This window comes from Caldithrix sp. (genome assembly GCF_056497305.1).
This window is the reverse complement of sequence record NZ_JBSMDE010000072.1, coordinates 1-15,072: the sequence shown is the minus strand read 5'-3', so window position 1 is coordinate 15,072 and position 15,072 is coordinate 1. Positions and strand designations below refer to the sequence as shown.

Sequence of the window (15,072 nt, the reverse complement as noted above, 5' to 3'; positions counted from 1 at the left end):
TGACATTTACCACACATTTAAACCCGGACATCGCCTGATGGTGCAAATTCAAAGTAGCTGGTTTCCGCTATTTGACCGCAATCCGCAAAAGTTTGTAAACATCTACCAGGCAGATGATGCGGATTTCCAGAAGGCGACTCAGCGCGTCTATCTTTCCAGAAATTATCCCAGCCATCTTGAATTGCCTGTTAAAAACGCCAACCGGTAAAACGCCGGACGACGGGGCAAGGGGTTAGGGATTTAAACGGTGAAAGGTTTGAATACTTCCTTTAAAAGATGTAAGGCATTAGAATACTTCCTACAAAACTTATAATCCCGCTAAAGCGGGATGCGAAAATTCTTGTGCCGAAGATCCTAACCCCCCGGCCCCCTTCCCTTCTTTTAATACAAGGGAAGGGGGAGTAAATTGTGCAGATTTGCTGAGTTCTACTCTGATATATTAAGATATTTTGCAATTTTCTATTTGAAATCTTTGCTCACTTTGTGAATGCTTTGTCCGTCCAGCTGCTCCTACCAGACCTGTCCGTCTGGACACTGTCCAGACGGACAGGTCTGGCTGCGCCCGGGCCCATCCCCGAGAATCTGGATCTCAGCTTCGTTCCAACAGGCTAAAGCGGCCGGACAATTAAGAAAATTCTTCCCCCTCTCCCAGACTTTTATTATGGGAGAGGGGGACCGAGGGGGTGAGGGCTAATTGGTGAAATTACTTTTGCTGTTGGAGGAGTCAAGGTAAGAGTATATGAGTGTAAGAGTTAAGGGGGCCTGGGGCACCGCCGGTCATTATTTAAAGAAGTTTTTTATTGCGGCTGTGATGTCTTAGAATCTGTGTATTAAGGGAAATCGATTTCATGTTTAGTCATTTTTTATTGGCTCTATCGAGCCAACGCGACTCTGGAGAGTCGAGCTACGAGATCACAAAATATTTCACCATTTCGGAACATTTTTCGTCCGATTAAAATAGACATTTTTAAAAACTTTTCTTAATTTAGGGCGATATAGAAAAATGCAGAAAGGAGCAACTAAAATGGCTTTTGATTTAGATATGATTAAAGAGGTTTATAAGAAATTACCAGATCGTGTGGATGCGGCACGTAAAGTATTGAATCATCCGATGACCTTGGCCGAAAAGATTTTATATGCGCATCTTTTCGAAGGCCAGCCGGAAAGAGAATTTAAGCGTGGACAGGAATACGTCAATTTTGCTCCGGATCGCGTGGCCATGCAGGATGCCACGGCACAGATGGCCTTGTTACAGTTCATGATGGCCGGCAAGGATCGGGTGGCTGTGCCTTCCAGTGTCCATTGCGATCACTTAATCCAGGCCAAAGTTGGCGCTGAAACCGATTTAAAATACGCTCTGGAAAACAATCGCGAAGTGTACGATTTTTTAGAGGCTACCTCCAGAAAATATGGCATTGGTTTCTGGAAACCCGGCGCAGGCATCATCCATCAAGTGGTTCTGGAAAATTACGCGTTTCCGGGCGGCATGATGATTGGCACCGATTCGCACACGCCCAATGCTGGCGGTTTAGGTATGGTGGCCATTGGCGTAGGCGGCGCCGACGCCGTGGATGTGATGGTTGGTATGCCCTGGGAGTTGTTGTTTCCTAGATTGATTGGAGTAAAACTTACAGGTAAATTGAGCGGCTGGACTTCGCCTAAAGACGTGATTCTGAAAGTAGCCGGACTGTTAACGGTTAAAGGTGGTACCGGTTACATTGTGGAATATTTTGGCCCTGGAGCCCGAGAAATTTCGGCTACCGGCAAGGGCACTATCTGCAATATGGGGGCCGAAATTGGCGCTACCACCTCGACCTTTGGTTATGACGACATGATGGCCGAGTATTTAAAGATTACCGGCCGGGAAGAAGTGGCCCGATTAGCCGATGAAATCAAAGAGTATTTAACCGGTGATCCGGAGGTGTACGAACATCCGGATCAATACTTCGACAAGGTGATTGAGATCAATCTTTCTGAATTGGAACCGCATGTCAACGGCCCGTTCTCCCCGGACAGAGCCTGGCCCATCTCTAAATTAGCTAAAGCGGTAGAAGAAAACGGCTGGCCGGAAAAGATTGAGGTCGGTTTGATTGGGTCCTGCACCAATAGTTCTTATGAGGACATCACGCGCGCCGCTTCGGTGGCCCAACAGGCCATCGACAAAAAACTGAAAGTGCAGGCCGAATTTACCATTACTCCGGGTTCGGAACAGGTGCGTTACACCATTGAGCGCGACGGTTACATCGATATCTTCAAAAAAATGGGCGGAAAAGTTCTGGCCAATGCCTGTGGCCCCTGTATTGGTCAGTGGCAACGTGAGGGCATTGACGAGCGTCCCAACACCATTGTCACCTCTTTTAACCGGAATTTTGCCAAACGCAACGATGGCAATCCCAACACCCATGCCTTTGTTACTTCGCCGGAGCTGGTCACTGCACTGGCCATTGCCGGTACATTGAAATTTAATCCCCTGAAAGATACGCTGGTGAATGAGCAGGGAGAGGCCGTTAAATTGGATGAGCCCAAAGGCATGCTCTATCCGCCGAAGGGCTTTGAGGTAAAAGATCGGGGCTTTGAACCGCCCGCAGAAGACGGAAGCAAAGTGGAAATTAAAGTCGATCCCAATTCCGAACGCTTGCAGTTATTGCAACCCTTTGAACCATGGGATGGTAAAAACATCACCGGAATGCGCGTTCTGATTAAGGCCAAAGGAAAGTGTACGACCGATCACATCTCGCCTGCTGGACCCTGGTTGCGGTTCCGCGGCCATCTGGACAATATCTCCAACAATCTGCTGATTGGCGCAGTCAATGCCTTCAACAACAAAACCAATTCCGTAAAAAATCAACTGACCGGAAAATACGAACCGGTTCCTCAGGTGGCTCGCGCTTACAAAGAAAAAGGCATCCCAACGATTATTGTGGGCGATGAAAATTACGGCGAAGGTTCCTCGCGTGAACATGCCGCCATGGAGCCCAGACACATGGGCGTGCGCGTGGTGCTGGTGCGCTCTTTTGCCCGTATCCATGAAACCAATCTTAAAAAACAGGGTATTCTGGCTTTGACCTTTGCCGATCCTGCTGACTACGATAAGATCCAGGAAGATGATGTAATCGATGTGGTGGATCTGGTGAACTTTGCGCCCAATAAACCGCTGACCCTGGTGGCTCACCATGCCGATGGCAGCGAAGACGTGATTAAGGCCAATCACTCTTACAATGAGCATCAGATTCAATGGTTTAAAGCTGGATCGGCGCTCAATTTGATCCGGATGAAAAATCAGAACAAGTAAGAGCATAGGATTGCTCAGCAGCGCCAAAATTCGTTGAAACCAACCCATCATCCCGTTCCCGGCTCTGGCTGGTGAACGGGATTTTTTTCTTTCAAATGGTGTGGGAATTGGATAAATTACACTCAGGTTTAAAAAGAGAGCACAATCATGACATCCGTTATTAGTTTGATCGCCGGTTTTGTCCTTGGCCTGACCATTGGCATGGGGCTGGTCTATTTTTTTATGTCCAGGCAGCAGAAAACGGCCGAACAGTTGGCCCGTGAATTAAGTGACCAGACAGAGCAACAGAAACTTCAGGAGCTGGAAAAGATCATTGCTCATATGCGCGATTCCTTTGGGAATCTTTCCATGCAGGCTTTAAAGGAGAGCACAGAACAATTTCTTAAACTGGCCAATGAGGTTTTGAAAGACCAGTCGCGCATGGGCGAAGAAAAACTGGACAACAAGAAAAAACTGATCGATCAAACCTTAACGCACATGAGAGAGGAACTTTCAAAAGTTGAGAACATGATCAAACAAATTGAAAATGAGCGAAAACAGAGTTTTGGCCAGATCAGTGAACAGCTTAAACAATCGGTTGAACAGACCCAACGCCTGCAGGATATTACCAATCAGTTGTCCACGGCGCTCACCCATTCTCAGGCTCGCGGACAGTGGGGCGAACGCATGGCCGAGGATGTGTTGCGTTTGGCCGGTTTTGTGGAAGGCATCAACTATTTTAAGCAGGCCCGCGGTCAGGATGTACAAAGCAGACCGGACTTCACCTTTCTGCTGCCTCAAAATTTAAAGGTAAACATGGATGTTAAATTTCCGCTTACCAATTATCTCAATTATTTGAATGCCGAAAGCGAGCAGGAGAAAGAGCGTTACAAAACGCTTTTCCTGCGGGACGTGCGCTCCAGAATTAAAGAGGTTACAACGCGCGATTACATCAATCCCGCCGATCACACGGTCGATTACGTGATTGTGTTTATCCCCAATGAACAGGTTTACGCTTTCATCAATGAAAATGATATCAGCATTCTGGATGAAGCCTTAAAAAACAAGGTCATTTTGTGTTCGCCCATTACGCTTTACGCCGTACTGGCCGTTATTCGCCAGGCGGTGGACAATTTTCGTCTGGAACAAACGGCAGCCAACATTCTTTCTTTGCTCAAAGATTTTTCCAAGCAGTGGGAACGGTTCAAGGAAGCCATGGAACGCATGGGCAAAAAAATAGATGACGCCAAAAACGAGTACGTTAAACTGGTCACCACGCGCACAAATCAGCTGGAAAAGCCCTTGCGTAAAATTGAGAGCGTGCGTCTGCCGGAGCAGTTAGATCAAAAAGAGATTGGCCTGTTACCTGAAATTGAGGATGGAGATGAACCGGAAGATGTTTCCTGAGCGCACCTTCCGTGGATGGGGGCTCATCTGGGCCTTAATTTTACTGATCTATTCGTCGGATAGGTGTGCTGAGCTTTTAAAATACCGGCTGATCATTGAAAATCCGCAGGCGCATGTGGCGCGCGTGCATCTTAAAGCGCCGGTTGACGCTCACGACACCCTCACTCTGGCCATGCCGGCCTGGTCGCCTGGCAGGTACGTGATTTACAATTTTGCACAAAACGTTTTTGATGTGCAGGTAACCGGTAATGACGGTCAGAAAATCAAGCCGCTTTTAATCGACAAGCAGACCTGGAAAATTCCGGTTTCCGGAGTGCAACAAATTGAAGTTTGTTACCAGGTGTACGCCCACACTCTCGACGGAACCTTTTCTTTTATCGATTCATTGGGCGCATCCATCAACGGGGCGAGTGTGTTTGCTTACATTGCAGAAGAGAAAAATCGGCCAATTGAATTGAGTGTTAAGGTGCCGGACCAATGGCAGGTGGTTTGCGCGTTGGACCCTTTTGCTTCGGATGGCTTTCAGGCTGCCAGCTACGACCAGTTGATCGACAGCCCGATTGAAATGGGGCGGCTGTTTCCTTACCATTTTAAAACCCTGGGTAAAGAACATGTTCTCGTCTTTCATCAGGAAATAAAACCGGCTTTACTTCGCACTTTTAAACTGGATTTGCAAAAGGTCATTCGCTATTTTGCCACGCTTTTTGACGGCGCTTTGCCTTATGATCATTACACTTTCTTTTTTCATTTAAACAAACGATTGCAACACACCGATGGCATGGAGCACGCCAATGCCTGCCGCGTTCTGCTACGCATGGATGCCCAACAGGTTGATCCGGACGCCAACAGCGATGCCGATTACGACAATCTTATCTGGCTGAGCGTCCACGAGTGCTTTCACACCTGGAACGTTAAACGCCTGCGCCCCAGAGGCCTGGGCCCTTTCGATTACAGCCGTGAGGTTTACACGCCCAGTCTCTGGATTGTTGAGGGCTGGACCTCTTACTACGCCTACCTGGCTCTGTTGCGTACGGGCATTTACAGCCAGGAAAAATTTCTTAGCGAGCTCTCCGGACGCATTACACGTTATGAAAATAGCCCGGGCAAAAAGTACCGTACCCTGGCCGAAACGTCTGTTTTGACCTGGTTATTTAAAGGAGGTGTGCCCCAATACGCTGAAACCAATATCGAGCAGACGACCTATTCCTATTATTACAAAGGATTGATTGCCGGATTTTTGCTCGATATTTTGTTAAGAAGCCAACTACAAAAAGCCGCTTCATTGGATGCTTTGCTCCATGAGATGTGGACCGTTTTTTACAAAAACAAAAAAAGCGACTATTTTCTCTCCGGTGAAGGTTACCTTGAACAGCAGGTTGAGCAAAAGATCGTTCAAAAATTGGGCAACGCAGGTCAGACATTTTTACAAACGGCTGTGCATTCCACTCGCCCCCTTCCTTACGATCTGGTGCAAAAAATGGGGCTATTGCTCAAAAAGGAGCCGTCTGGTTTCCGGTTAGTAAAAAAGAAATCAATGAGCCCGCAGGAAAAAGAACGCTGGGCCCGTTTTGTTGATCTTGTGCCCGATTTAGATTGACCGTGGAAAGGTTTAAGGGTTTTTTTAAGGTTGCGGCTTGCTGCCTTAGATTTCCGAAGTATTTAAAAAAATTTTGCCGTCCTGTTCTTTGATCGAGTAGGTTTTGATTTTTAATTTTTCATTGCCCACAAAACGTCCGTCGCTCAGCATGAATTTCCACCCGTGGTAAACGCAGGTCACCTGACCGTCCCGCACAAACCCATGGCTCAGGGGCGCTCCTTGATGAGGACAGGCATTTTTCATGGCAAACAAAGCGCCCTGGTGCCGGAAAATAACAATTTTATTTCCAGCAATCTGCAAAGGCCAGCCTTTGTTTTCTTTGATCTGTTCGCTGCGGGCCACTTCAATCCACTTCTCCATTACAAAAAGATTTCCTCTCCTAAAGAAAAGCCTTTTTCTGTTTCGATGACCGTCCCGGCAGGTCTGAACGGATCGTGCTCAAAGACCAGAATCCAGTTTTCTTTGACGGCTTTTGGTAACAGGCGCTTTTTCTCTTCCAGGGTAATCAGCGGATTGTTGTCGTAAGCCATAATGTAGGGCAAAGGGATGTGCGAGGCCGTGGGGATCAGATCGGCGCAGTACAAAAGGGTTTGCTGGCCATCGGAAATTTTCGGCAGCTGCATGCCATGGGTGTGTCCGTACATGACCAGTACTTCAATCCCCGGAAAGAGTTCCCTGGGCCCCTCTAATTCAACGAGCTGTCCAGCCTCTTCGATGGGTTTAAAATTTTCCGGCATGTAACTGGCCCGATCTTTTTCGCTGGGATGGTTGGCCCAGTACCATTGTTCGCCCTGCACGTAATAGCGGGCATTGGGAAAGGTAGGCTTTAATTGTCCGTTTTCTTCGATGGTCGCACCGCCCACATGATCAAAATGCAGATGAGTAATGATGACATCCGTAATCTGATCAAAGCGGATGCCGACTTTGGCCAGGCTCTGTTCCAGGTCGTGTTGCTGATGATCTACTTTGTAGATTTTTTGTAGCTTTTCATTCATTTTGGTGCCCACGCCGGCATCGATTAGGATGATTCGCTCCTGGCCCTTGATGACCAGTGTGCGTAGCGCTAACTGAATGCGATTCAATTCATCCGCCGGATTGGTTTTGCTCCACAAAACTTTGGGCACCACGCCAAACATAGCTCCGCCATCCAGGCTGACAAGGCCGGTGTGTACGGTAAAAATTTCATATGAGCCAATACGCATTGGTAACTCCTAATATTTTAGATGACGATCGTACCAGGACTCGGTTAAATCTCTGGCCAGCAGATATTGGTCGGTACCTTTTTCGAAAGGATGTTTAATGCCGAACGTGTGGTCGGCGCCCTCAATCAATTCCAGCCGCTTGGAATAAGCTGCGCAGTTTTCGTGCAAAGTGGCGCTCTCCTGTGCACTGACGGTTGTGTCGTCTGTTCCATGAATAAATAGGGTGGGGATTTCCAGGTCTTTCACGCGCTGGTAAAGATCGAATTTTTCCAGGTTTTGCTGTAAGTCTTCCAGGTAGCTTTTATTCATGCGCATAACCTGTCCTGTGCGCTGATTGATTACTTCCAGATAGCCCTCCTTTTGCCAGCGGGCTATTTCCTCTTCAGAATAGCGAAAGAGATTGCCCACAGAGGCCCAGGTCACCAGCGCACCGATATCGTTTTCGTTTTCCAGAGCTGATAACAGGGCCACTGCTCCACCGCGACTGTGGCCGAATAAGCCGATAGCTTCGGGATTGATGGCGTGGTTGTCGATTTTGCCCTGTTTAATGGCATTGAGCAAAGTTTGAACGTCTTCTAATTCATGTGAAATGGTGTTCCGGGCAAAGGCTTCCAGATTGTTAAACGTCTTACCGTCTGAACCAATGCCATTTCTGGAAAAATTCAACGTGATGGTCACGTAATCGCTGTAAGCCAGTGAAGTAGCCAGATCCGGGAAAAAGCCCCAATCTTTAAAGCCTTTAAAACCATGCAGTAAAATGATGACAGGTGCATCTGCGGTACCTTCAGCGTAACGAAGATCGAAGCGAATATTTTCGCCGGAAGCATTACGAATCGTTTGCGTTCGGTAAATCATAAAATCTCCAAAACCTCATCAAAATTTAAACGTGGTCATAAACTTTGTGAACATTTGAAAAATACGAATTGGCAACGAAAAGGTAGATGGGGAAAAAGGGTTGGCATTCATCATATTAAAATTGTTTAATCAACCTCGAAAGTTGTTTAAGTTCTTCCGGAGAAAATTGCGGAAAGGCGGGCATTTTGCCGCGTCCCTGACGAATAATTTGCTGGATCTGCGCTTCTGAAAAAGGCGTATTTTGCAATGAAGGATTACTGCCCTTGCCCTGGCCCATGGCGCCGTGACAAACAGCGCAGTTCTTTAAAAACAGGGCCATGGCCTGTTGATTTTGCGCTTGTTGCTGAAAATTAGGACGTTCCTGAGCCTGGGGCAAACCGGAAAAGGGATCGGTGGTGATCAGGTAACCGGCAACCACGAACAAGGCCACCAACATCAATGACAAAAACAGTGTAGTAGGATTAATCTTCACAAACGCTCCTGCAAATTTTTACTAAAGACGGCAATTTAACAAAAATCGTATTAAAATCAAACATTTCCTGCTCGTTTAACCATAAAACAAATACCATTGGTAAAATTATTCCAGCCTTTAATTTGATCTGACCAAGTTGTCATGTTAACTTTCCGTAGAATTTCTGGAGAGTGGGAAATGAATCGTCGCAGATTTTTGAAAAAGAGCATGCTTTTGAGCAGTCTTTTCTGGTTAAACAAAAAACGACTGCTTATGGCTGGTAAACCCGCGCCCAGGGTGATTGTTGCGCGACGCGATTCGGTTTTAAAGCAGCGGCAGGTGCAAAGCGAGGCTTTGCTTAAAATGCTGGACGAGGCCATGCAAGCCTATTTTAACTGCGATCACCCTGTAAAAGCCTGGCAAAAAGTGGTTCGGCCTGGTGAAACAATTGGTTTAAAGATTAACTGCCTGTCCGGCGCCGGCTCCACCCACCATGAACTGGTAGAAGCCATTGTTGAGCGACTGCAGGGGGCCGGTATTGCGCCTTACAACATCATCATCTGGGATCGATTGAATAAAGACCTGGAAGAATGCAAATTTACCATTAACGACCATGGACCTGGAGTCAAATGCTTTGGCAACGACCGGGTAGGATTTTATCCGCAGCTCCAGGTATTTGGTCAGGCTGGTAGCCTGGTTAGCCGGATTGTTACCGACCTTTGCGATGGCATTATTAATGTAGCCCTGCTTCGCGATCACAGCATTGCCGGGATTTCGGTTGCTCTAAAAAATCTGTTCGGCGCCATTCACAATCCCAATAAATATCACTTAAACACGGGCGATCCCTATATTGCCGATGTGAATGCCTTTCCCGTTTTTCGCAGAAAAGTGCGTTTGACCATTGTGGATGGCCTGGAAGCCCAGTACCATGGGGGACCGGCGTACCAGCCGCAATGGCGCTGGCCCTTTAGCGCTTTACTCGTGGGCCAGGATCGGGTGGCCATCGACCGTCTGGCCTGGCAAATTATTGAACAAAAACGGCGGGAAAAGGGATTGCCGCCTTTAAAGCAGGAAAACCGGGAACCACGCTACATCTTTACAGCCGGCGATGGGGAACATCGCCTGGGCGTTTATGATAAAAAACAGATAGAAGTCATCCAGGTTTAAAACAGGATGGAACGGATGAAACATTTCATCGATCAATTACCGTTAAAAAAAGTGGGTATGAATCGGCGCCGCTTTTTGCGAGTCAGCTCGGCAGCCTGTCTGGCATTGGGTTTGCCCCTGAATCCTTTTGAAAGGGGAAGCCGGCTGATGGCCGCAGGCAATGATTCGCGTTTTGTTCGTCCAGCCCGCTTTTACGAAAAATTGGAACATAAAAAAATTCGTTGTAAGCTCTGCCCCCGACAATGTGTTATTGACGACCATGAACGCGGTTACTGCGGCGTAAGGGAAAATCGGGATGGCACCTATTACACGCTGGTCTATGCCCGCCCCTGTACCTACCATGTCGATCCGATTGAAAAAAAACCCTTGTTCCATTTTTTGCCGGGAAGTATGGCCTTTTCGATTGCCACGGCCGGTTGTAACTTAAACTGTAAATTTTGCCAGAACTGGGAAATTTCGCAGGTTACTCCGGAACAGGTTGAAAGCTACTATTTGCCACCAAAGGAAATTGCCAGCATGGCCCGCGATTACCATTCATCTTCCATTGCCTACACCTACAGTGAGCCCACCATCTTTTACGAATACATGTACGATACCGCAGTAGCCGGTCATGAAAAAGGAGTGAAAAGCGTGGTGATTACCGCCGGTTTCATTGAAAAAGAGCCGCTGAAAGAGCTGTGTAGTGTGGTGGATGCCATCAAGGTGGATTTAAAAGCCTTTCGCCAAAAATATTACACGGAGATTGTCCATGGTGAACTAAAACCGGTGCTGGAAACCCTGCAGACCATTGTGGAACAGGGTACCTGGCTGGAAATTGTTTACCTGGTGGTGCCCACCTTAAATGACAGTGAGAAAGAAATTCGCGACCTGGCTCAGTTTGTAAAGGAGTATTTGCATCCGCAGGTGCCCATTCATTTCACCCGCTTTTACCCCCAATATTTATTGAAGAATTTACCTCCCACGCCAGTGAGTACGCTGGAACGTTGCAAGGCCATAGCCGACGCGGAGGGTCTGGAGTACGTTTACATTGGCAATGTTCCCGGGCATCCGGCGGAAAACACCTACTGTCCGCGTTGCGGTAAACGATTGATCAGCAGAACGGGTTTTCTGGTGCATGAGATGAACATCGTCTCTGGTAAATGTCCGTCCTGCGGGGCCCACATTCCGGGTATCTGGAAGTAGGGGTAAATAGTTTGTTTTAATAATTGAATTTGACGGGTTAAACAGTTAACTTAACACAGTTGCTTTAAATAAAGAAGATAATAATTCCTATGGAAACGATGAATTTAGAAAAAACGGAGACCCTATCCATCCTGGATATTGGTCATCAGCGGATTTGTAATTGTCCCCCCAATCACCTCAACTGTCTTACAGCAAAAGAATGGATTAAGAATCAAATTGGTGTATGGCAATTTAATTATGAGAAAAGAGACATTCGGGATAAGAATTTACATCCTGCTACATTTCCTATTGCCCTGGCTAAGCGTTGTATCGAACTGTTTACGCACAAAGGTGAATTAGTCGTCGATCCCTTTGTGGGGAGTGGCACAACCCTGGTTGCGGCACGAGATATCAACAGAAATGCCGTAGGATTTGATTTAAATGAAAAATATATTCAACTCTGTGAACAAAGGCTCTCTCAGAATACAATATTTAATGAAACTACTCAAATGGCTATTTGCGATGATGCACGAAATATTGACAAATATTTTAAAAAAAGGATGATTAAACTTTTACTCACTTCGCCCCCTTATGCCAATTTATTAAATCGCAAGAGAAAAAATAAAAGCCGTAGAAGTGATCAGAGAAAAAATGATCAGTACAACAAAATCGAACAATACAGTCAGAATGAAAATGATTTAGGAACGCTTGATTTAGCAAATTATGAGAAAGCAATAACGCAGATTTATCAGAAATTGCTACCATTTCTTGCACCGCAGGGCCATTGTGTAATTAATGTGGCTGACATGTGGTGGGAGAATGAGCGTATTCCCATTCATATCTCTATCATTAAAGCATTAGAAAATGCAGGCTACAAATTAAGAAACACCATCATCTGGGATCGTACTAATATTGTAAACAAAGTGGGTATTTTTGGCTGGCCTTCCAATTACATTACGATGGGCACAACCTTTGAATATATTCTCCATTTCATTCCAAAATAAAGATGTGAAAAAAGATGGAACTGGAAAATCTAATTCAAAATTCATGGGAAAAGGTTTACTGGTTTTCAAGGATGTTGATTAATTCTGATAAATATGCCTCCATTGGTAATGATTCGGAATTAATGCTAAAAATTTCGTCTATTATTTATTCTTTACTTGAATCTGAAGCTTTAGCAAGTGAAGACGAGGCTGTTCAGATTAATGTTTTATCTAATGCCTTAAAAGAATGTTTGTTCAGCAATCGAAATCCAAAGACACAAAAGTTTAAAGCCATCGAAAATTTTTTTAAAGATATCTCTCTAATGTTGTTGTCAGTAAAAGACTATGAAATTTTCGCTTTAACCTGTGAAAAAATAATGGTACCAATAAACGATTCTTTGCAGCTTATTCCTAATAATGATGATATCTTTATTCGCTCAGTGGCTAATTCATTATTGAAAACGAAAGGAGAAACGGGGCTGGCAAACATTATTAATATACTTGACGATGTTGGTGCCAGGGGTTGCGTAATGGCAGAGCGCCGTGAAATTCTGAAGACCTTTGCCACTTTAAAACATGAATTACAAAAAATCTTAAACGAAAATGAATTAAATATTGTACTTACTCCTTTCTGTCAGGAATTTGAAAGAAGGGTAGCTCAAAAACGTAAAGGCAGAGCAGGGCGCGGCGTGGAAGGAGTTACCAGCATTATTCTTGATTATTTTGGAATCAAGACCACTCATGCTCCGGAACATTTTACTACAGGATTAGAAGTTGATAGATGGATTAAAACAAAAGATGGTTGGCTGATAGGAATTTCCTGTAAACGAACCCTCAGGGAGAGATGGAAACAGGCTTACACAACGGATATTGATCTTTTAAATCGACATAAAATTAGAGAACTCTGGCATATTTTAACCTATGATAAAGATCTGTCTGACGATAAGATTACCGAAATTGGAAGCCATCGTGCCATTTTGTACCTGCCTGATGATAGCCCAAGATTAAAGCATGCCATTAATCATCCTGGAATGAAAAATTATGTACAACCAATGACTCAATTTGTTAAAGATTTGAAAAGTTTACTTTGAAATTAAAAAGGCAGTTAGCCAATTGATTTGTGAAAAGAAACTAAACAACAAACACTATGAAACAGCAAAAATTTCGCTTTAAAATCCTATTGCTTTCCATGTGCCTTGGCTTTAATTCCAGCTTGCTGAGTCAACCTGCTCTGTCGACGCAGCAAAAACTTTTGCTGGAGGTGGCAGCCGGAATTCATTTTACATTCAAACATTGTGCTCCACACATCTGGCCCGGTTATGATCTTTCCACACAGCCATTTGTCCTCTACCTGCCTGGTGAACTTGCTCTTTACCTAAATGCCGCACAGGCGCCGGATGAGTTTGAACCCTACCCCCAGGACTGGCCGGAAATAGGAACCCGGGCTTACATCCATTATGGACCATACAGAGACCTTAGTGGGCAGTTTGTGTTTGATTTTACGATCGATACGCTTAAAACCTTTGCCATGGGGTTGCCTGATAATCTGATCTTTTCTTCTGAAAATCCCCCCTACATACTTTTGAGCACAACCATTCACGAAGGATTTCATCAGTATCAGCGTCACCATTTTGGCGAAATTCCCTGGGCCAGGGAAGAGCGTTACCCCATACTTGACGTCAAAAATACAGCCCTGGCCTCTCTGGAATTGTTGATCCTGAGGGATGCTTTGCAAGCCCTGTTTGCAGAAAACCAAGGGGAAATAGACACTAAGTTAAAAGAATTTTTGGCTGTCAGGGAGCAACGCTGGAAGGACGGGCCAGACTACATCCGTATCTACGAGCAGGGCCAGGAGATCAACGAGGGAACAGCTAAGTACGTGGAGATGAAAGCCCTGGCCTGTTTTCTGAAATTGGACACGACGGCCATCCAAAATTCTCTGTTCCGGGGCGTTAAAAGAAAACTTTCTGGCATGACAGTGCAAAAATTGTTGCTAATAGAAATACAATCAAGATTGAATGGATTTGCCGTGGCCCCGGATGACATGTCGCGCAATCGCATCTACGCTGTGGGAGCCGCTCTGGGCTTTTTACTGGATCGATTACAGCTCGACTGGAAAGAGAAGTTTCAGTCGGCCGGTCCAGACGTTTCTTTTCCTGGCTTGCTCAAGGCGTTTTTTAGTTTAAGTTCAGAGCAGCTGGCCTCCTATTTCAGCCAGGCTCAAGCCGATTACGCCTATCAGAAAATTTTTGCAAATGCAAAAGAACACATCGATCAATATCTCTCCGGCTTCCGGCAGGCGCTTGAGCAATTCAATAGCCAGCCGGGAATACGAATCGAAATCGAAGTGCCAAACAACGGCCTGTTGCGCTTTCGTTCATCCAGGGACAAAAAGTGGATGGTGGATCAGGGGCAGAAGTTACTTTGCCTGCATTACAATATGTATTCGCTAAAGCCCCTGACCACAAATAACCTAAAGCTGGAAATCCACGACAAGGCCATCTTTGAGCAAAACGATTGGCACAAACGTAGAAAGACCGTGGTCTTTTTTAGCGCTGAGATTGATTCCCTTAAACTGGATGGAGAATCGGTGGCCAAACTAACCAGCCATTTAGACCGCCCTTTTAAAAAGATTAAAATGGCCGGAAAAGGGTTTCACTTTTCTGCGCAGGCCCCAGGACGGCTCCGTTACCAATCGGGCAAAATGACAATCATTCTGGATTAAAATAACGAATCATTTTCCTCCAAGGCCGCCAGCGGAAACCATTTTCTAGCGAAGAAACACAATAAAGCCACCAAGGCACAAAAGAGCATTTTTAAATTTAAAATTACGAATTACGAATTATTTTGTGAAGGGGACAAGTTGGGTCCTGAAAGGCGAAGGACCGTACCGAGGGTCATTCCGACCCCGCTTCAGCGGGGTCGGACTCCCTTTCACTGGTAAACAATTCCTAAGCAAACGTAACTTGAGCTTTAGC

13 protein-coding genes are annotated in these 15,072 nt (G+C 45.7%); 9 read left to right on the top strand and 4 right to left on the bottom strand.

The genetic code is table 11. The features are described 5' to 3' along the window. The 4 genes from ACWB0I_RS06285 to ACWB0I_RS06270 form a co-directional block, all read left to right on the top strand. On the top strand, nucleotides 1-208 hold a 208-nt coding region (locus tag ACWB0I_RS06285), incomplete at its 5' end, for a CocE/NonD family hydrolase C-terminal non-catalytic domain-containing protein (RefSeq protein ID WP_479387194.1). Nucleotides 209-1,024: 816 nt separating this feature from the next. Beyond that, nucleotides 1,025-3,292, top strand: coding sequence for an aconitate hydratase (locus ACWB0I_RS06280; protein WP_479387193.1), 2,268 nt, complete (start codon nucleotides 1,025-1,027; stop codon nucleotides 3,290-3,292). A gap of 147 nt (nucleotides 3,293-3,439) precedes the next feature. Continuing rightward, complete coding sequence (locus ACWB0I_RS06275) at nucleotides 3,440-4,678, top strand: DNA recombination protein RmuC (RefSeq protein WP_479387192.1); 1,239 nt, start codon at nucleotides 3,440-3,442, stop codon at nucleotides 4,676-4,678. Further along, nucleotides 4,656-6,275, top strand: coding sequence for a M61 family metallopeptidase (locus tag ACWB0I_RS06270; protein WP_479387191.1), 1,620 nt, complete (start codon nucleotides 4,656-4,658; stop codon nucleotides 6,273-6,275). Before ACWB0I_RS06275 ends, ACWB0I_RS06270 begins: the two co-directional genes overlap by 23 nt. A 45-nt stretch (nucleotides 6,276-6,320) precedes the next feature. Here the strand turns inward: ACWB0I_RS06270 and nirD are convergent, their stop codons facing one another. From nirD to ACWB0I_RS06250, 4 genes are all read right to left on the bottom strand, one after another. Then, entirely contained in the window at nucleotides 6,321-6,635 is a 315-nt protein-coding gene (gene nirD / locus ACWB0I_RS06265) for a nitrite reductase small subunit NirD (RefSeq protein ID WP_479387190.1), read from the bottom strand. Then, the gene (locus tag ACWB0I_RS06260) at nucleotides 6,635-7,477 is read right to left on the bottom strand and encodes an MBL fold metallo-hydrolase (RefSeq protein ID WP_479387189.1); all 843 of its coding nucleotides are present in this window, start codon (nucleotides 7,475-7,477) and stop codon (nucleotides 6,635-6,637) included. The genes nirD and ACWB0I_RS06260 overlap by 1 nt, the downstream gene beginning before the upstream one ends. A gap of 9 nt (nucleotides 7,478-7,486) precedes the next feature. Then, nucleotides 7,487-8,332, bottom strand: coding sequence for an alpha/beta hydrolase family protein (locus ACWB0I_RS06255; protein ID WP_479387188.1), 846 nt, complete (start codon nucleotides 8,330-8,332; stop codon nucleotides 7,487-7,489). Between the two features lie 115 nt (nucleotides 8,333-8,447). After that, entirely contained in the window at nucleotides 8,448-8,804 is a 357-nt protein-coding gene (locus ACWB0I_RS06250) for a c-type cytochrome (RefSeq protein WP_479387187.1), read from the bottom strand. Between the two features lie 177 nt (nucleotides 8,805-8,981). Here ACWB0I_RS06250 and ACWB0I_RS06245 point away from each other — a divergent pair, with 177 nt between their 5' ends. The 5 genes from ACWB0I_RS06245 to ACWB0I_RS06225 all read left to right on the top strand — a co-directional run bounded on the left by ACWB0I_RS06245 (nucleotide 8,982) and on the right by ACWB0I_RS06225 (nucleotide 14,819). After that, complete coding sequence (locus ACWB0I_RS06245; protein ID WP_479387186.1) at nucleotides 8,982-9,950, top strand: DUF362 domain-containing protein; 969 nt, start codon at nucleotides 8,982-8,984, stop codon at nucleotides 9,948-9,950. A 15-nt stretch (nucleotides 9,951-9,965) separates the two neighbouring features. Beyond that, nucleotides 9,966-11,132 (top strand): AmmeMemoRadiSam system radical SAM enzyme, encoded by a 1,167-nt coding sequence (gene amrS / locus ACWB0I_RS06240; protein WP_479387185.1) that lies wholly within the window; start codon nucleotides 9,966-9,968, stop codon nucleotides 11,130-11,132. A gap of 98 nt (nucleotides 11,133-11,230) precedes the next feature. Then, a complete protein-coding gene (locus ACWB0I_RS06235; protein WP_479387184.1) occupies nucleotides 11,231-12,115 on the top strand; it encodes a DNA methyltransferase in 885 nt (294 codons plus the stop codon). 14 nt (nucleotides 12,116-12,129) lie between these two features. Next, a complete protein-coding gene (locus ACWB0I_RS06230; RefSeq protein ID WP_479387183.1) occupies nucleotides 12,130-13,185 on the top strand; it encodes a PDDEXK family nuclease in 1,056 nt (351 codons plus the stop codon). Between the two features lie 56 nt (nucleotides 13,186-13,241). Next, nucleotides 13,242-14,819 carry a hypothetical protein gene (locus ACWB0I_RS06225; RefSeq protein ID WP_479387182.1) on the top strand — a complete coding sequence of 526 codons (1,578 nt, stop codon included), beginning with the start codon at nucleotides 13,242-13,244 and terminating at the stop codon, nucleotides 14,817-14,819. The last annotated feature ends 253 nt before the right edge of the window (nucleotides 14,820-15,072 follow it).